Source organism: Micromonospora sp. WMMD730, from assembly GCF_049178955.1.
GTDB classification, from domain to species: domain Bacteria; phylum Actinomycetota; class Actinomycetes; order Mycobacteriales; family Micromonosporaceae; genus Micromonospora; species Micromonospora wenchangensis.
The window spans coordinates 299,256-315,601 of the sequence record NZ_JBMHML010000002.1 but is presented as its reverse complement, the minus strand read 5'-3'; the positions used below and the strand labels follow the sequence as shown (position 1 = coordinate 315,601).

Below are 16,346 nucleotides of genomic sequence, written 5' to 3'. Positions count from 1 at the left end.
GTACCACCATGGCCAAGCGCATCGACGCCACCGACGTGACCGCGTACTACGGCGGTTTCAAGGCGATCGAGAACATCAACCTGACGGTCGAGCCGAAGACGGTCACCGCCCTGATCGGGCCGTCCGGCTGCGGCAAGTCGACCTTCCTGCGGTCGATCAACCGGATGCACGAGGTGCTGCCGGGCGCCCGGGTCGAGGGCAGCCTGACCATCGACGGCCAGGACGTCTACCACCGCGACGTCGACGTGACCGCCGTCCGCCGCATGATCGGCATGGTGTTCCAGCGCCCGAACCCGTTCCCCACCATGAGCATCTTCGAGAACGTGGTGGCCGGGCTGCGGCTCAACGGGGTCCGCCGGAAGTCCATCCTGGACGAGGCCGCCGAGAAGGCGCTGCGCGCGGCGAACCTGTGGGACGAGGTCAAGGACCGCCTCGGCAAGCCCGGCGCGGGCCTGTCCGGCGGTCAGCAGCAGCGGCTGTGCATCGCCCGGACCATCGCGGTCGAGCCGCAGGTGGTGCTGATGGACGAGCCCTGCTCGGCGCTGGACCCGATCTCGACGCTGGCCATCGAGGACCTGATGTTCCAGCTCAAGGACAAGTTCACCATCATCATCGTCACCCACAACATGCAGCAGGCGGCCCGGGTCTCCGACCGCACCGCCTTCTTCTCGATCGAGAAGACCGGTGACCCCGGCCGACTCATCGAGTACGACAACACCCAGAAGATCTTCAGCAACCCCGGCCAGAAGAAGACCGAGGACTACATCACCGGCCGCTTCGGCTGACCCCCGCCCGCTCCGGGGGCGACCGCCGCAGCGGTGGGGGTTCCCCCGGAATACCCCTGCGGGTCCTTTCGACCTGATGACCTCAACGACTCACCCGCCCGGCGACGTCACCAGCCCGACCGCCCGCACGGGTGCTCCTGCCCGGTGGCACGGCGAACTGCCCGCACCGGCGGTGCCGGTGAGTCGTCAGCGTCATCAGCTCTAAAGGGTCCGAGTGGCGACAGTCCAGGCGGGGGTCGCCGGTCGCCGCCGGGCGCGCACTCGGTGGACCTGCACGGTGGAGCGCGGCGGAACCGGGTGCAGCGGGGCCGGCAGCCCCGGACCGCCCGCCCGACGCGAAAGGCAGCGGGTCAGGCGAGGGTGAAGTGCGGGGTGCCGTCCTCGGCAACGTGGAGGCGGGGGGTCACCGGGGTGGCCGCGTCCCGGGCCGCCGAGGCACGCGCCACCGCAGCCAGGCCACCGCCACCAGCGCCGCCGGCAGCCACGCCACCGCCACCAGCGACGGCACCGCCGGCAGCAGCGACGGCACCGTCGGCAGTGACGCCGCCGGCCGACACAGCAGCGCCACCGGCAGCGGCGGCGACCACCTCGGCCAGGGTGACCAGGGTGGGCGGGAGCATGGTCAGCTCGCCGGCCCGCGCGCGGGCCAGGGCGTCCGCCGGGCGGACCCACATGGTGTGGTCGGCCTCGCCGGAGACGTCCCGGGTCCGCTGCCCCCGGGGCAGCAGAGCGACGAAAAAGTACGTGTCGAAGCGGCGCGGCTCGAACTCCGGGGTGATCCACCGGCTCCACGGCAGCAGCAGGTCGGACCGCAGGGTGAGCTGCCGCTCGGCGAGCAGCCCGGCGAAGCCCCGCCGACGTGCCTCCAGATCCTGCCGTGCGGCCTCCCAGTCGTCACCGCTGACGTCGCCCACCACGGTGTCCGGGTCGGGGCCGGCCAGCAGCACCCCGGCCTCCTCGAAGACCTCCCGCGCGGCGGCGCACACCACCGCCCGGGCGGCCTCGGGCGTGACACCCAGCCGCCCCGCCCAGGTTGCCGGGTCGGGCCCGGCCCAGTCCAGGTGCGCCTCGGAGTCCGACGGGTCGACACCGCCGCCGGGGAAGGCGTACACGCCGCCGAAGGCCATCGCGGCGACCCGGCGGATGACGTACACCTCGAAGTCGGTGCCGGCCGGGCGGAGCAGCAGCACGGTGGCCGCGACCCGGGGTGCCGCCGGGGTGCCGCCCTCGGCGTGGAACCGACGGGCGTGCTCGACCAGGGCCGGCGGGGCGGGGAAACCGGTGCCGTCGATCGTCATGCGCCGAGCCTAGCCCCGCCGCCCGGACCGCCCCCGGATCGGCGACCCCGCCCCTGCCCGACCCCCGCCCGGCCCCCGGCCGGCGGGCCCCGCCGGGCGGGACGACGGCGGCAGGCCGCCGACCGGCGACGAGCGGCGGGTTAGCGTGGGCGCATGACACGTTGGGGGATTCTGTCCACCGGCCACATCGCCGGCCGGTTCGCCGAGGACCTCGGGCTGGTGCCGGGGGCCGAGCTGGTCGCGGTCGGCTCACGGACCATCGGGAGCGCCGAGGAGTTCGCCGGCCGTTACGGGGCCGACCGGGCGTACGGCTCGTGGGCCGAGCTGGCGGCCGACGACGGGCTGGACGCGATATACGTGGCCACCCCGCACGCCGCCCACCACGAGGCCGCCCGGATCTGCCTGGAGGCCGGGCGGGCGGTGCTGTTGGAGAAGCCGTTCACCCTGGACCTGGCCACCAGCACCGAGCTGGTCGAGCTGGCCCGGGCCCGGGGGGTCTTCCTGATGGAGGCCATGTGGATGCGCTGCAACCCGCTGATCCTGCGCCTGGTCGAGCTGGTCCGGGCCGGGGCGATCGGCGAGGTGACGAGTGTGCGGGCCGACTTCGGGGTGGCCGGGCCGTTCCCGCCGGAGCACCGGATGCGCAACCCGGCGCTGGGCGGCGGCGCCCTGCTGGACCTGGGCGTCTACCCGGTGAGCCTGGCGCACCTGCTGCTCGGCGTGCCGCAGCACGTGCAGGCGTGGGCGAAGCTCAGCCCGGAGGGGGTGGACGAGAACACCGGCATCGTCTTCGGGTACGACTCGGGTGCGGTCGCCACGCTCGGCTGCGGCATGGTGGGGGCGACCCCGCTGACCGCCGCGATCACCGGCACCACCGGCCGGATCGAGCTGCCCGAGCCGTTCTTCCGGCCGGGTTCGGCGGTGCTGCACCGGGCCGGTGCCGAGCCGGAGACGCTCACCGACGACCCGGCCGGCGGCGGCTACCAGTACGAGGCCGCCGAGGTGCAGCGCTGTCTGGCGGCCGGGCTGACCGAGAGCCCGCTGGTGCCGCACGCGGTCACGCTGGAGGTGATGGCCCTGCTGGACGACATCCGGGGCCGGATCGGCGTCGACTACGCCTGAGCACGGCGTCGCCGAGGGGCACCCCGGGGTCGGGGCACCCCTCGGCGACGGCGGTCAGAACAGCGGGCGGACCAGCAGGTAGGTGAGGCAGGCGATCAGGGCGGCGGCCGGGAACGTGATGATCCAGGCGAGCACGATGTTGCCGGCCACGTTCCAGCGGACGGCGGACAGCCGCTTGGTCGCGCCCACCCCCATGATCGCCGAGGTGATCGTGTGGGTGGTGGAGATCGGGGCCTTGAGCACCAGGGCGTTGAAGTAGAGCACCGCGCTGGCCACCGTCTCGGCCGCGAAGCCCTCCGGCGGACCCAGGTCGATGATCTTACGGCCGAGGGTCCGGATGATCCGCCACCCACCGGCGTACGTGCCGAGCGCCAGCATGGTCGCCGAGGTCCAGAAGACCCAGCCCGGGATGTGCGTCTTGTCGTCCTGGAATCCGCCGGTGTAGAGGGCCAGCACCACGATGCCCATGGTCTTGGCCGCATCCTGCATGCCGTGGCCGACCGACATGGCCGCCGCCGAGGCGGTCTGCGCCCAGCGGAAGCCCCGGTTGAGCTTGCCCGGCTGCCCCTTACGGAACGCCCACAGGATGGCCAGCATCAGCAGGTAACCGAGGGTGAGGCCGATGATCGGGGAGAGCACCATCGGCAGGATGACCTTCTCGCCGATGGTGACCCACTGCACCACGCCACCGGTGGAGAGCAGGGTCGCCCCGACCAGCCCGCCGAACAGCGCGTGCGAGGACGACGACGGCAGGCCGAAGTACCAGGTGATCAGGTTCCAGGCGATCGCGCCGAGCACCCCGGCGAAGACCACCCCGAGACTGCCCACCCCGGTGGGGAGGGTGACCAGGCCGTCGCCGACGGTCTTGGCCACGCCGGCACCGAAGTGCGCGCCGACGAAGTTGCCGACCGCGGCCAGGCCCAGGGCGATCCGGGGGGTCAGCGCCCGGGTGGAGACGCTTGTCGCGATCGCGTTGGCGGCGTCGTGGAAGCCGTTGGTGTAGTCGAACGCCAGGGCCACCGCGATCACCGCCAGCACGGCGATGAGTTCGGGACTCACAGGATCAGGACTCCTTGACCGCGATGGTCTCGACGGTGTTCGCCACGTGCTCGAAGGCGTCGCAGGCGGCCTCCAGCTCGTCGGCGACCTCCTTCATCTTCAGCACGGTCAGCGCGTCGTACTCGCCGGAGAAGAGCCGGACCAGCAGCATCCGGTACGCCTGGTCGCCGTCGTTCTCCAGCCGGTTGCACTCGATCCAGTAGTCCTCGAGATCCTTCATCGACTTCAGCCGGGGCATCGCCTCGGCGGTCAGCTTGGCCTGGAGGTCGAGCACGTTGACCAGCTCGTGCAGCTCGCGCGGCAGCGACGGGAGCTTGGTGAGCCCGTAGAGGTAGAGCAGGTTGCCGACCGCCTCCAGGTGGTCCATCACATCGTCGAGCAGCGAGCCCAGCCGGTAGATGTCCTCCCGGTCGAACGGGGTGATGAAGGTGGAGTTGATCTTCTTGTAGAGATCGTGGGTGATCTGGTCGCTGTCGTGCTCGACCTCGGTCAGCCGCTCGCTGACCGACTGCACGTCGACGCCGGGCAGGGCCAGCTCGTTGAGCAGCTCCGTGCCCTTCACCAGGTTCTGCGCGGCCCTGGTGAAGAGCTCGTAGAAAGCGCCCTCGGTGGGACGGAAGGAAAACTTCACAGCACGGACCTCGTCGTGTCGGTGGAAGGGTGGCCGCCGCCCCAGGGGGCGTCCGCTGATGCATGCTAGGTACCCCACCGGAGCGGGTCTCCGCCGGCCTACCCCTGGTCAGAACCGATTCACCGCTCGTTCACCTGCTGTTCACCTCGGCCGTCACCACCGCCACTCGCCAACCGCTGGCGCTCCCGTTCCACGTCGAAACCGGCAGCCGGATACCCCAGATCAAGACCCTCGAACGTCTCCCGCAGCAGGTGCGCCACCGCCCAGTCCCGGTACCACTTGCGGTCCGCCGGGACCACGAACCAGGGCGCGGCGTCCGTGTCGCACCGCCCCAGCGCCTCCGCGTACGCGGCCTGGTAGTCGTCCCAGCGGGCCCGGGAGTCGAGGTCGCTGGGCTGGTACTTCCAGTACTTCGTCGGGTCGGTCAGCCGCTGCGCCAACCGCCGCGCCTGCTCGTCCGGCGAGATGTGCAGCATCACCTTGACCACGGTCACCCCGCCGTCGGTCAACTCCCGCTCGAAGGCGTTGATCTGGTCGTAGCGGGCCCGCCAGGTCTGCTCCGGCACCAGGGCGTCGACCCGGGCCACCAGCACGTCCTCGTAGTGCGAGCGGTTGAACACCCCGACGTACCCGGGCGGGGGCAGCGCCCGGCGGACCCGCCACAGGAAGTCGTGCCGCAACTCCTGCCGGGTCGGCGGCCCGAACGAGCGGATGTGCAGGCCGAGCGGGTTCATCGCGCCGGCCACCCGCTTCACCGTGCCGTCCTTGCCCCCGCAGTCCATCGCCTGGAGCACCAGCAGCAGCCGACCCGGCCGGCCCCGGCCCAGCCGCGCCCCGTCCCTGGCGGGAGCTGACACCGACGGGCCCGGTTCGCCGGCCGCCCGCGCGGTGGCGAACAGCATCTCCTGCTGCCGGGCCAACCCGGTGCCGACCAGCTCCACCTGCCGGCGGGCCCACGGCTTACGGTCCCGGCCCCGGCCCGCCACGGCGGGCAACCCCGGGGTGGCCCGGGGATCGACCGCCCCCAGGTCGACCGGGCCGCCACCACCGGGCACCCGCAACAACTGCCGCATCGTCGCCCCCTCGGGTACGACGACCTCCGTCTCCTCGTCTGCGCGCATCCCCCGATCCTCGCCCACCACCGCACCGGCCGCCTCCCGGGAATCGGTTGGTGACCCAGCGTCGGTCGGGCCACGCCCAGGTCAGACCACCAGAGCCAGCCACTTCCGGTAGGCCGAGGCGAACGGTTCGGTGCCGTCGCCGAGGGCGGTGAGCAGCCTCGCCGCCGCCGCCTGCGCCTGCGCCACCACGTCGTCCGGATAGCCGAACCGGACCCGGTGCTCGGCGAACTCGTCCTCGTCGCGCAGCTCCACCAGACCGGTGGTCCGGCGGCGCACCACGTCCAGGTCGAGGTCGACCAGGTGGACGGTGTCGTCGCCCTCCCAGCGGGCCGGGGTGGCGATGTCGCAGTAGACCTCGCTGGTCCGGGGCGGCGGGTTGAACATGCACGTCCACCAGGCGTGGTGCGGCACCAGCAGGACGAAGGGGATCTGCTCCACCGAGGGCCGGCCGTGGTAGACCGAGGCGGTGCCCTCGGTCACCCCCAGCCACACCCCGAGGTCGTCCTCGGCCAGCCGGCGGGCCGGGTAGTCGCGGTGGGCGCTGCCGTCGTACTTGCGGTAGATCACGCGGACCACGTCGCTCGGCATGAATCGCACCCTAGCCGATTCCGGCCCCTCCCCGCCGCAGCGAGTTGACCCGTCCGAGGTCACGACAATCCGGACGGTGACCGCGCCACGCGGGGAGGCGGCGGCACGTCCACTGTCGGCGGCGGCGGGTACCGTCGCACGGTGACTCCGCCCCGTACCGCCGCCGGCCCCAGCACCCCCTCGGCCCGCTCCGGCCGACGGCGCGGTGGCCGGCCGAGCGGCACCGAGCTGCTGGCGGCGGCGGTCGGCGCGGTGCCCGGCGGCGCGACCCGGCCGGGCCAGCAGCAGATGACCGAGGCGATCGAACGCAGCGTCGCCGCCCGTGAGCACCTGCTGGTGCAGGCCGGCACCGGCACCGGCAAGTCGCTGGGCTACCTCGCCCCCGCGCTGACCGTGGACGGGCCGGTGGTGGTCTCCACCGCCACCCTGGCGTTGCAGTCCCAACTGGTCGAGCACGACCTGCCCCGGCTCGCCGACGCGGTCGAGCCGCTGCTCGGCCGCCGCCCGACCTTCGCCGTGCTCAAGGGGCGGCACCACTACCTCTGCCTGGCCCGGCTGGACAACTCCACCGAGGACGAGCCGGAGGACACTCTCTTCGACGCCCCCGCCGAGCGGCCCGCCGGCGGGACGAAGTGGCTCGGCGAGGCCGGCCGGATGGGCAAGCAGATCCAGCGGCTGCGCGACTGGGCCGAGAAGACCGACACCGGCGACCGGGACGAGCTGGACCCGGGCGTCGACGACCAGGCGTGGCGGCTGGTCTCGATGCCGGCCCGCGAGTGCGTGGGGGCGTCGCGCTGCCCGTTCGGCCAGGAGTGTTTCGCCGAGGCGTCGCGGGCCCGGGCCCGCGAGGCCGACGTGGTGGTCACCAACCACAGCCTGCTCGCGGTGGACATGCTGGCCGGCCGGCACATCGTGCCGCCGCACAAGCTGCTGATCGTCGACGAGGCGCACGAGCTGGCCGACCGGGTCTCCTCGGCCGCCCAGGCCGAGCTGGTGCCGGAGCAGATCGACCGCTCCGCCCGACGGGCCCGCCCGCTGCTGCGACCGGACGTCGCCGACCGGCTCACCGAGGCCGGCGACGCGCTCGCCGTCGGGCTGGCCGAGGCTCCGGCCGGCCGGCTCACCGGCGGCCTGCCCGGCCCGCTGCGCGAGGCGTGCACGCTGCTGGACGCGGCCACCCGGGCCGCCCTCGACGCGATCGGCGACATCAAGGCCGACGATCCGGACCCGGTCCGCAAGCAGCAGGCCAAGGCGGTGCTCGACGAGCTGTCGACCACCGCGCAGCGGCTGCTGGAGGAGGCCGACCACGACGTCGCCTGGGTGGAGAAGCCGGACAACGGCAGCCGCCGGGCGCTGGTGGTCGCGCCGCTGTCCGTCGCCGGCACCCTCGCCACCCACCTGTACGACGAACGCACCGTGGTCGCCACCTCGGCGACGCTGGCGCTGGGCGGCCGGTTCGACACGGTGGCCCGGGCGCTCGGCCTGGAGGCGCCGACCCCCGCCCCGCCGTCCCCGGCCGCCGCCGCGATGGCCACCGCCGCCGCGGGCCGGTCGACAGGCGTCGTCGGCGGCGGTACGGCGGTCGGGGCCGCCGGCCCGGATGCCGGCGGGGTGGCGAGCGCCCCGGGCAGCCGGGCCGCCACCGGCGTCGTACCGGCCACGTCGGGGCCGGGCTGGTCGTCGCTCGACGTCGGCTCACCGTTCGACTACGCCCGGCAGGGCATCCTGTACGTCGCCGCGCACCTGCCCCGGCCCAGCGTCTCCGGGCTGCCCGAGGCGGCCGGTGAGGAGTTGCTGCGGCTGGTCGGCGCGCTCGGTGGCCGTACCCTCGGGTTGTTCTCCTCCCGGCGGGCCGCGCAGCAGGCGGCGGAGCTGCTGCGGGCGCGCACCGACCTGCCGGTGCTGCTCCAGGGCGAGGAGGCGCTGCCGCTGCTGGTGCGGCGGTTCCGCGAGGATCGGTCGAGCTGCCTGTTCGGGGTGATGTCGCTCTGGCAGGGGGTGGACGTTCCTGGCGACTCGTGCCAGCTCGTGGTGATCGACAGGCTGCCGTTCCCGCGTCCCGACGAGCCGCTGGCGGCGGCCCGCGCGGCGGCGGTGGACGCGGGCGGCGGGTCCGGTTTCTCGGCGGTCAGCGTGCCGATCGCGGCGGTCCGGCTGGCGCAGGGGGTGGGCCGGCTGATCCGGGCCACCGGTGACCGGGGGGTGGTCGCGGTCCTCGACTCGCGGTTGGAGACGGCGCGTGGCTACGGGCCGTTCCTGCGCCGCTCCCTGCCCCCGTTCTGGTACACCACCCGGCCCGAGGTGGCCCGGGGCGCGCTGGAGCGCCTGGCCAAGGCCTGACCCCCGCACGGCAGCCGCCCGCTCCCCGGCGGGGAACGGGCGGCGGGCCGGTCCGGGTCAGGGCGCCTGGGAGGCGACCACCACGGCGTCCGGTGGGGTGTCGGGCACGCTGCGGGCGGCGAGCCGGCGTACGGCGGTGTTGAGCACCGCGATCAGCGGCACCGCGACCAGCGCGCCGGTGATGCCGGCGAGGACCACCCCGGCGGCGATCCCGATGATCACCGCGAGCGGGTGGATGGCCACCGCCCGACCCATGATCAACGGTTGCAGCAGGTGCCCCTCGACCTGCTGCACACCGATCACCACGCCCAGGATGATCAGGGCGGTCACCGGGCCGCTGTCGACCAGCGCCACCAGCACCGCCACCCCGCCGGAGAGGGCGGCCCCGACGATCGGGATGAACGCGCCGAGGAAGACCAGCGCGGCCAGCGGGAAGGCGAACGGGATGTCGAAGACGACCAGGAAGATGCCGATGCCCACCGCGTCGATGAACGCCACCAGCACGGTGGCCCGCACGTAGGCGCCGAGCGTGGCCCAGGAGGCCCGGCCGGCGTCGTCGACCTTCCACCGGGCGGCGACCGGCAGCAGCCGGACCAGGAAGCGCCAGATCCGGCTGCCGTCACGCAGGAAGAAGAAGGTGGCGAAGAGCACCAGGATCGCGCCGGTGAGCACCTCGGCCAGGGTGGCGGCGGTGGCCAGCGCCCCGCTGGTGAACCTCTCGGTGTTGCCGTTGATCCAGCCCTGCGCCTCTTCGATGTAGCGGTTGAGCTGGCTGTCCGACAGGTGCAGCGGGCCGGTCTTGAGCCAGTCCTGGATCTGCCGGACGCCCTGCGACGACTTCTCGCTCAGCTCCGGCACGCCCTGGATGAACTCGTTGACCACCAGGGTCAGCGTGCCCACCACCGCGGCCAGCCCGCCGACCATCACCACCGCGGTGGCCAGCGACCGGGGGAACCGGGCCCGCAGCAGCCAGCCCACCGCCGGGGCGAGCAGCGCGGAGAGCAGCAGCGCCACCGCCAGCGGGATGATCACGATGCTGATCGTCCCGACGATCCTCAGCAGCGCCCAGGTGACCACGCCGATCACGATCAACCGCCACGACCAGGCGGCGGCGATCCGCAGCGCGTGCGGCACGTCGGCGTCGTCGCGGCTGGAGGTGGAGTTGTGCATGGCCGCCGGGGGTTCGACCCCGACCACCGTCGCCGACGGGGCGGCCGGCGGGCCGGGGGACGCGGGTGTGGCCACTCCGGCCCCCTCGGGCGCGTCGGTCGGATCGGCGCGCCCCGCGCGGACCGACTCCCGTCCGGACTCGTAGGCGCGGCGGAGTCGGCCGCGTACCCGCTCGAAGCGGCTCAAGCGCACCTCCTGAGAAACGACACCGGGACGCCCACGGCGACGGCCCGGACAGGGTATGTCCGTACGCCCGCCACCGTAGGGCAGTTTCGCCACTCATTGCCCCACGCCGCATCGGCTCAACCACCGCACGGACGTCACCGGCCCACACGGTAGCGTCTTGGCGTGACCGCCGACCCGAACCTCGACACCGGCCTGCCGATCCGCCTGCTGCACGACCGGGTGCTGGTGAAGGTGGACGGCAGCGAGGGCGAACGCCGCTCCACCGCAGGCATCGTCATCCCGGCCACCGCCGCCGTCGGCAAGCGGTTGGCCTGGGCCACCGCCGTGGGCGTGGGTCCGCACGTACGCGCCGTCGTGGCCGGCGACCGGGTGCTCTTCGACCCGGACGACCGCTCCGAGGTCGAACTGCACGGCCGGGGGTACGTCCTGCTGCGCGAGCGGGACGTGCACGCCGTCGCCGCCGAACGGGTGGAGAGCGAGTCCACCGGCAGCACCGGCCTCTACCTGTAGGTCCGGTTTCTCCCCGGCCCTCGGGAGCCGTCCCGGGTGGTCTACCGGTTTGTCCCGCTTCCCGGCGGGAAGCCAGGCACGTCCAGGTGCCCTGGGGAGGGACGATGCCGGTACTCGTGAAGAAGGTGCTGCTCTGGGGCAGCGTCGCCTTCCTGATCTACTTCATGGCGTTCCGCCCGGACGGGGCGGCCCAGATGTTCAAGGGGATCGGGGCGGCCCTGATGGCGATGGCCCAGGGCCTCGGCGACTTCCTCACCACCCTGATGACCTGACCCCGCCCGCCGGGCCTGACCCCGCCCGGGGCCGGTCAGTACCGGCCGGGCGGCCACGGGGCGGCCGGGCGGGGACCGTACCAGCCGGGCGGGCCGTAGCCGGCCGGATAGGCCGGGGGCGGCGGCGGGGCCAGCACCACCGGGATCGGCACCACCGGTGAGTCCGGGGCGTCGACGACCCGCTGCGTGCCGTCGGGGAACCGCAGGTGGTAGCGCTGCCCGTCCCAGACCCCCACCGGCGTCTGCGGGTCCCGGCCGACGAAGAACGACCGGTACGCCGCGATCGTCTCCAGCAGCTGCCGCTCCTCCCGCAGGGTGTTCTCCCGCTCCGCCGGCTTGCGGTCCAGGCCGCGCCGCATCCCGTCGCGCAGCAGCGCCAGCCGGGTCGCGGCGAACTGGTAGCCGCGCATCGCGCGCAGTCCGGCGTCCCCACCGACCCGCCGCGCCCAGGTGCGGGCGGCGTGCCGGCGGCCCAGGCTGCCCAGGGCGGCCACCTCGGGCGGGCTCAACCAGCCCGCCCGCACGTAGTCGGGCAGGGTCCGCTCGGTGAGCCGCCCCTCCCAGGCGCGCAGCCAGACCGCGAAACCGACCATGCCGAAGAAGATCGGCACCATCACCGCGACCATCCCGTAGAAGAAGATCACCGCCTGGCCGGTGGCCTGGACCAGCGTCGGGATCAGGTTCCAGGTGCCGTGCAGCATCATCGCCAGCAGCAGGCCGGCGATCGGGGCGAGCACCCGTACCCGCCGGTCGGCGGTGCGGGCGGCGATGCCCAGCCCCACCCCGGTCATCGAGGTGAACAGCGGGTGGGCGAAGCCGAAGAAGAGGATCCGCGAGATGAAGATGACGATGACGTTGCGTACGCCGGTGGCCGGCCCCCACTGGTCGACGCCCGAGGCGTACCCGAGGCCACCCAGGTAGAGGATGTTCTCCACCATGGCGAACCCGACGGCGGACAGCCCGCAGTAGACCAGGCCGTCGGTGATCCCGGACCACTCCCGGCGGCGGAAGATCAGCAGCAGGATCGGGCCGAGCGCCTTGGTCAGCTCCTCGATGAACGGGGCCACCAGCACCCCGGTCAGCGACGACGACACCCCCCAGTCCTTGAACAGGGCGGCGAAGCTGTTGTTGACGGTCAGCGACGCGGCGGTCGAGACGAACGCGCCCCAGGCGAAGCAGAAGATCAGGTACTTCAGCGGTTCGGGTTCGTACCGGTCGAGCCAGAGGAAGCAGGCCACCAGGACGGGCACCGGCAGGATCGCCGCGGTCACCCCGACCAGCAGCGCGTCCAGACCCAGGTTGGAGCCGAGCGTGTAGAGCATGTAGACCGCGCAGGCCGCGATCAGCAGCACCACCCCGGCCAGCACCAGGACCCGCCGCCAGCCGAGCCGGCGCAGCGGCATCCGGGGCGCTGCGGCGTCCGGCGACGGTACGGCGGGCGCGGGCGGCGGCGGGGGCCCGCCGGGCGGGGTGTCGGCCATGTGGATCAGCGTAGTCATCCCCGGCCCGTTCGGCCGGGCTCTCCCGGTGCCCGGTGGACCGGCCCGGTCGGGGGCGGCCCGGTCCGGGGCCGGGTCAGCCCAGCGGCGGCGCGGTCGGGGGTTTCGGGGCGGCTTGCCGCTCGGCCGGACTACCGCCCGGTTTCTCCCTGTCGCCGAACGCCTGCCGGATCAGCCGGTTGGCGTCCTCCTGCTCGATCCCCGAGGCGACCAGCAGATCACTGGCGGTGGTACGCACCTGGGCGATCACCACGCTGCCGGAGAACCCGACCCCCTGGTCGTACGCCCGGCCGGCCTCGCTGACCGCGCGCAGTGACCGTTCCCGGGCCCGCTCCGGCTCGTCCCCGACGGCGAACTCGTGCCGCAGCAGGCGGACCGACTCGGCCAGGTGGACCACCGCGTCCGGCATCGGGTCGGGTACCGGCTCGTCGTCCTCGATCATGGTGACCGATCGCCGGATCAGGGTGCCGCTGTTGCGCATCGCCCGGTCGATCGGCTCGGCCGCCTCGGCGTAGTGGGTCAGTTCGCTGCGCCGGTGCCAGCGGGCCGGGGAGAGCGTGCTGGTCTCCTTGGCCCCCTCGATGGCCTCGGTGAAGGTGGCCAACTCCTCCTTGTTCTCGCGGAGCCGGTCCAGTGCCCGTTGGGCGGCTCCCCGGTCCCGGTCGCGCAACGCCTGGGCACAGACGTCGAGCTGGTCGGCGAGCAGGTCCAGCGCCGGCCGGGCCGCCCGATTGATCACCCGGAGCGGGTTGAGCGGCAGCAGGAGCGCGGTGACCAGCAACGCGATGCCACCGCCGACGAACGCGTCGACGAACCGGGGCAGCTCCAGATCCTCGGTGGACGGGCTCAGCGTGACGATCAGCACGGCCGTCGCGGCGGCCTGGATCACCACCGCGACACTGGCCCCGAAGAAGGTGGTGAGCACGATCGCCGCGGTCACCACCAACCCGAGCTGCCAGCCCCCGGTGCCGAGGAAGTAGATCAGCACGTCGCCGAGGAACACCCCGACCGCCACCCCGACGATCAGCTCCACCGTCCGGCGCAGCCGCTGGCCCACCGAGGCCGCCAGGGTGCCGACCGCCGAGATCGGCGCGAACACCGGTTGCGGGTTGCCCAGCAGGTGGTGCGACACGATCCAGGCCAGCGCGGCGGCCAGGCCCGCCTGTACGGCCAGGCCCAGAGCCAGGTGCACCTGGTGCAGCCGGTCGTGCAGGGTGGCCCGGCCCCGGGTGCGCAGGTAGGCCATGGCGCCGGCGATCCGCGCGGTGTCGACGTCGTTCCCGGCGTCCCGCAGCCCGGCCCGACGCAGCAGCGACGGTTGTCGGTCCCGGGCCAGCGCCATGGCGGGGACTACCCACGTCGCAGCGGTTCATCCCTGCGGCACAATCGTCCGGGTGACCGAGCTGATCGACAGGTGGGTGGCGGCGGCGCTCGCCGCCGGGGCCGTCGACGGGCCGGCGCTGACCGCCGCCGGGGCCGACCTGCTGACCCGCTGGCGGGAGCCGCACCGGCGCTACCACACGGCGCACCACCTGCGAGCGGTGCTGGACGTGGTCGACCGGCACGCCGACCTGGCGGACCGGCCGGAACGGGTCGCGCTCGCCGCGTGGACGCACGACGCCGTCTACGACCCGCGCGCCGCCGCCGACGCCAACGAACGGGCCAGCGCGGAGCTGGCCGGCACCCTGCTCACCGGGCTGGGGGTGCCGGCCGCCACGGTGGCCGAGGTCCGCCGGCTGGTGCTGCTCACCGCCGGGCACCTGGTCACCCCGGGCGACCGCGACGGCGCGCTGCTCTGCGACGCCGACCTGGCCGTCCTGGCCACACCCCCCGAGGTGTACGACGGGTACGCCGCCGCGATCCGCGCCGAGTACGCACACGTGCCCGAGGCGGACTTCCGTACCGGCCGGGCGCGGGTCCTCGACGGGCTGCTCGCCCTGCCCGCCCTGTTCCGGCTGCCCCCGCTGGCCGCCCGGTGGGAGGAACCGGCCCGCGCCAACCTCCGCCGCGAGCTGGCGTCTCTACGCTGATCCACCGTCCGGCGTCACCGGCGCCCCGGGTTGAGGTGTTTGGGGCGGCGCAGGCCGGAGGCGTACAGCAGGCGGACGATCTCCCGGCTGGGCACCACCCGGGCACCGAGCCACACCGCCACGGCGAACCGGTCGGCGGGGATGTCGTAGTGGTCCCGGTCGAACCCGCGCCGGGGCACCCCCAGCGTCTCGGCGAACACGTGCAGCTCGGCCGGGGAGACGTCGCTGATCAGGTGCGACCAGAGCCGACCGCGCCACGGCCAGGCGGGCCGGTCCAGGTACAGCATGGCGGCCAATCTAGCCGCCGGTTAGCCTCGGCCGCATGGCTGGCTCCCCCCTCCTCGACGACCTGCGGGCGGCCCTTGGCGACGAGGCCGTCCTCACCGACCCGGACCTGCTCCGGCTGCACCGGCGCGACGAGGCGGACCTCTGCGCCGCCGGCACGCCGCTGGTGGTCGTCCGCCCCCGGGACACCGCACAGGTGGTGGCGGTGGTCCGGGCGGCGGCCCGGCACGGCGTACCCGTGGTGCCGCAGGGGGCGCGGACCGGCCTGGCCGGTGCGGCGAACGCGGTGGACGGCGCGGTGGTGGTGAGCACCGTCGCGATGACCGCGATCCGGGAGATCGACCCGGTGGCCCGGATCGCCGTGGTGCAGCCGGGCGTGGTGAACGCCACGCTGGCCCGCGCCGTCCGGGAACAGGGCCTGTACTACCCGCCCGACCCGGGGTCCTGGGAGTCCTCCACCATCGGCGGCAACGTCTCCACCAACGCCGGGGGGATGTGCTGCGTCAAGTACGGGGTGACCACCGAGTACGTCCTCGGGCTGGAGGTGGTGCTGGCCTCCGGTGAGGTGCTGCGCACCGGCCGGCGTACCGCCAAGGGCGTGGCCGGGTACGACCTGACCCGGCTCTTCGTCGGCGCGGAGGGCACCCTCGGCGTGATCACCGAGGTCACCGTGGCGCTGCGGCCCGCGCCGGAGGAGTCGCTGACCATGGTGGCGGTCTTCGGCTCGACCTCCGGGGCGGGTACGGCGGTGGCCGGGATCGCCGCGCGGGGGCTCACCCCGAGCCTGCTGGAGCTGCTGGACCGGACGCACCTGCGGGCGATCGAGGCGTACCGGCCGATGGGGTTGCGGACCGACGCGCAGGCGCTGCTGCTCGCCGCCGCCGACACCGGCCCCCGGGCGGCGGACGACCTGGCCCGGATCGCCGAGGTCTGCGCGGCGGCCGGCGCGCAGGAGGTGTACGCGGCGACCGACGCGGTGGAGGCGGCGGCGCTGCTGCAGGCCCGCCGGCTGGCCCACCCGGCGATGGAGAAGTTCGCCGTCGACACCTACCCGGACGGCAACGGCGGCCTGATCATCGACGACGTGGCGGTGCCCCGGGGGGCGCTCGCGACGCTGCTGGACGGGGTGGCCCGGATCGCCACCGAGTGCGGGGTGCCGATCGGGGTGGTCGGCCACGCCGGTGACGGCAACCTGCACCCGAACATCGTGGTGGACCGGGCCGACCCGGCGAGCCTGGAACGGGGCCGACGGGCCTTCGACGAGATCATCCGGCTCGGGCTGGAACTCGGTGGCACCTGCACCGGCGAGCACGGCGTCGGGCTGCTCAAGCGGGACTGGCTGGCCCGGGAGATCGGGCCGGTCGGCGTCCGGGTGCACCAGGCGATCAAGGCGGCGCTCGACCCGGCCGGGCTGTTCAACCCGGGCAAGGTGTTCTGAGCGGGCCGGGAA

15 protein-coding genes and 1 pseudogene are annotated in these 16,346 nt (G+C 73.9%); 7 read left to right on the top strand and 9 right to left on the bottom strand.

Going from position 1 to position 16,346, the window contains the following annotated elements; all coding sequences use genetic code 11:
* Positions 1 to 8: 8 nt before the first annotated feature.
* Positions 9 to 785, top strand: a complete 777-nt coding sequence (pstB, locus tag ACN265_RS01445) for a phosphate ABC transporter ATP-binding protein PstB (protein ID WP_145921987.1) — start codon at positions 9 to 11, stop codon at positions 783 to 785.
* A gap of 350 nt (positions 786 to 1,135) precedes the next feature.
* Here the strand turns inward: pstB and ACN265_RS01440 are convergent, their stop codons facing one another.
* Positions 1,136 to 2,083 (bottom strand): NUDIX hydrolase, encoded by a 948-nt coding sequence (locus ACN265_RS01440; RefSeq protein ID WP_421405790.1) that lies wholly within the window; start codon positions 2,081 to 2,083, stop codon positions 1,136 to 1,138.
* 153 nt (positions 2,084 to 2,236) lie between these two features.
* Here ACN265_RS01440 and ACN265_RS01435 point away from each other — a divergent pair, with 153 nt between their 5' ends.
* Complete coding sequence (locus ACN265_RS01435) at positions 2,237 to 3,205, top strand: Gfo/Idh/MocA family protein (protein ID WP_204924725.1); 969 nt, start codon at positions 2,237 to 2,239, stop codon at positions 3,203 to 3,205.
* Between the two features lie 54 nt (positions 3,206 to 3,259).
* Here the strand turns inward: ACN265_RS01435 and ACN265_RS01430 are convergent, their stop codons facing one another.
* The 4 genes from ACN265_RS01430 to ACN265_RS01415 form a co-directional block, all read right to left on the bottom strand.
* Entirely contained in the window at positions 3,260 to 4,264 is a 1,005-nt protein-coding gene (locus ACN265_RS01430; RefSeq protein WP_204924724.1) for an inorganic phosphate transporter, read from the bottom strand.
* A 4-nt stretch (positions 4,265 to 4,268) separates the two neighbouring features.
* A complete protein-coding gene (locus ACN265_RS01425; RefSeq protein ID WP_067311399.1) occupies positions 4,269 to 4,895 on the bottom strand; it encodes a DUF47 domain-containing protein in 627 nt (208 codons plus the stop codon).
* A gap of 119 nt (positions 4,896 to 5,014) precedes the next feature.
* Positions 5,015 to 6,016, bottom strand: coding sequence for a PPK2 family polyphosphate kinase (locus ACN265_RS01420; protein ID WP_421405789.1), 1,002 nt, complete (start codon positions 6,014 to 6,016; stop codon positions 5,015 to 5,017).
* 81 nt (positions 6,017 to 6,097) lie between these two features.
* A complete protein-coding gene (locus ACN265_RS01415; RefSeq protein ID WP_420116381.1) occupies positions 6,098 to 6,604 on the bottom strand; it encodes a DUF402 domain-containing protein in 507 nt (168 codons plus the stop codon).
* Positions 6,605 to 6,745: 141 nt separating this feature from the next.
* On the opposite strand from ACN265_RS01415, the gene ACN265_RS01410 reads away from it, so the two are divergent.
* On the top strand, positions 6,746 to 8,944 hold the full coding sequence (locus tag ACN265_RS01410) for an ATP-dependent DNA helicase (protein WP_421405788.1): 2,199 nt from the start codon (positions 6,746 to 6,748) through the stop codon (positions 8,942 to 8,944).
* Between the two features lie 57 nt (positions 8,945 to 9,001).
* Here ACN265_RS01410 and ACN265_RS01405 read toward each other — a convergent pair whose 3' ends face one another.
* The gene (locus ACN265_RS01405) at positions 9,002 to 10,357 is read right to left on the bottom strand and encodes an AI-2E family transporter (RefSeq protein WP_421411310.1); all 1,356 of its coding nucleotides are present in this window, start codon (positions 10,355 to 10,357) and stop codon (positions 9,002 to 9,004) included.
* A 105-nt stretch (positions 10,358 to 10,462) separates the two neighbouring features.
* On the opposite strand from ACN265_RS01405, the gene ACN265_RS01400 reads away from it, so the two are divergent.
* Positions 10,463 to 10,810, top strand: coding sequence for a GroES family chaperonin (locus tag ACN265_RS01400; RefSeq protein WP_204924720.1), 348 nt, complete (start codon positions 10,463 to 10,465; stop codon positions 10,808 to 10,810).
* Positions 10,811 to 10,914: 104 nt separating this feature from the next.
* Positions 10,915 to 11,082 carry a hypothetical protein gene (locus ACN265_RS01395; RefSeq protein ID WP_204924719.1) on the top strand — a complete coding sequence of 56 codons (168 nt, stop codon included), beginning with the start codon at positions 10,915 to 10,917 and terminating at the stop codon, positions 11,080 to 11,082.
* A gap of 35 nt (positions 11,083 to 11,117) precedes the next feature.
* Here ACN265_RS01395 and ACN265_RS01390 read toward each other — a convergent pair.
* Together ACN265_RS01390 and ACN265_RS01385 are read right to left on the bottom strand one after the other, a co-directional pair.
* Positions 11,118 to 12,600: pseudogene (locus tag ACN265_RS01390) on the bottom strand (PrsW family intramembrane metalloprotease); the annotation flags it as partial.
* A gap of 57 nt (positions 12,601 to 12,657) precedes the next feature.
* Positions 12,658 to 13,923, bottom strand: coding sequence for an FUSC family protein (locus ACN265_RS01385; RefSeq protein ID WP_420116379.1), 1,266 nt, complete (start codon positions 13,921 to 13,923; stop codon positions 12,658 to 12,660).
* Positions 13,924 to 13,975: 52 nt separating this feature from the next.
* On the opposite strand from ACN265_RS01385, the gene ACN265_RS01380 reads away from it, so the two are divergent.
* Positions 13,976 to 14,611 (top strand): metal-dependent phosphohydrolase, encoded by a 636-nt coding sequence (locus ACN265_RS01380; RefSeq protein ID WP_421405786.1) that lies wholly within the window; start codon positions 13,976 to 13,978, stop codon positions 14,609 to 14,611.
* 14 nt (positions 14,612 to 14,625) lie between these two features.
* Here the strand turns inward: ACN265_RS01380 and ACN265_RS01375 are convergent, their stop codons facing one another.
* Positions 14,626 to 14,898 (bottom strand): DUF4031 domain-containing protein, encoded by a 273-nt coding sequence (locus tag ACN265_RS01375; RefSeq protein WP_364309580.1) that lies wholly within the window; start codon positions 14,896 to 14,898, stop codon positions 14,626 to 14,628.
* Positions 14,899 to 14,933: 35 nt separating this feature from the next.
* Here ACN265_RS01375 and ACN265_RS01370 point away from each other — a divergent pair, with 35 nt between their 5' ends.
* A complete protein-coding gene (locus ACN265_RS01370; RefSeq protein WP_420116377.1) occupies positions 14,934 to 16,334 on the top strand; it encodes an FAD-binding oxidoreductase in 1,401 nt (466 codons plus the stop codon).
* Positions 16,335 to 16,346: the final 12 nt, after the last annotated feature.

Bases quoted from the DNA above. Each gene is read 5' to 3' on its own strand.
- ACN265_RS01385 (WP_420116379.1), bottom strand. From the start codon at position 13,923: ATGGCGCTGGCCCGGGACCGACAACCGTCGCTGCTGCGTCGGGCCGGG.
- ACN265_RS01415 (WP_420116381.1), bottom strand. From the start codon at position 6,604: ATGCCGAGCGACGTGGTCCGCGTGATCTACCGCAAGTACGACGGCAGC.
- ACN265_RS01375 (WP_364309580.1), bottom strand. From the start codon at position 14,898: ATGCTGTACCTGGACCGGCCCGCCTGGCCGTGGCGCGGTCGGCTCTGG.
- ACN265_RS01370 (WP_420116377.1), top strand. From the start codon at position 14,934: ATGGCTGGCTCCCCCCTCCTCGACGACCTGCGGGCGGCCCTTGGCGAC.
- ACN265_RS01435 (WP_204924725.1), top strand. From the start codon at position 2,237: ATGACACGTTGGGGGATTCTGTCCACCGGCCACATCGCCGGCCGGTTC.
- ACN265_RS01395 (WP_204924719.1), top strand. From the start codon at position 10,915: ATGCCGGTACTCGTGAAGAAGGTGCTGCTCTGGGGCAGCGTCGCCTTC.
- pstB (WP_145921987.1), top strand. From the start codon at position 9: ATGGCCAAGCGCATCGACGCCACCGACGTGACCGCGTACTACGGCGGT.
- ACN265_RS01420 (WP_421405789.1), bottom strand. From the start codon at position 6,016: ATGCGCGCAGACGAGGAGACGGAGGTCGTCGTACCCGAGGGGGCGACG.
- ACN265_RS01440 (WP_421405790.1), bottom strand. From the start codon at position 2,083: ATGACGATCGACGGCACCGGTTTCCCCGCCCCGCCGGCCCTGGTCGAG.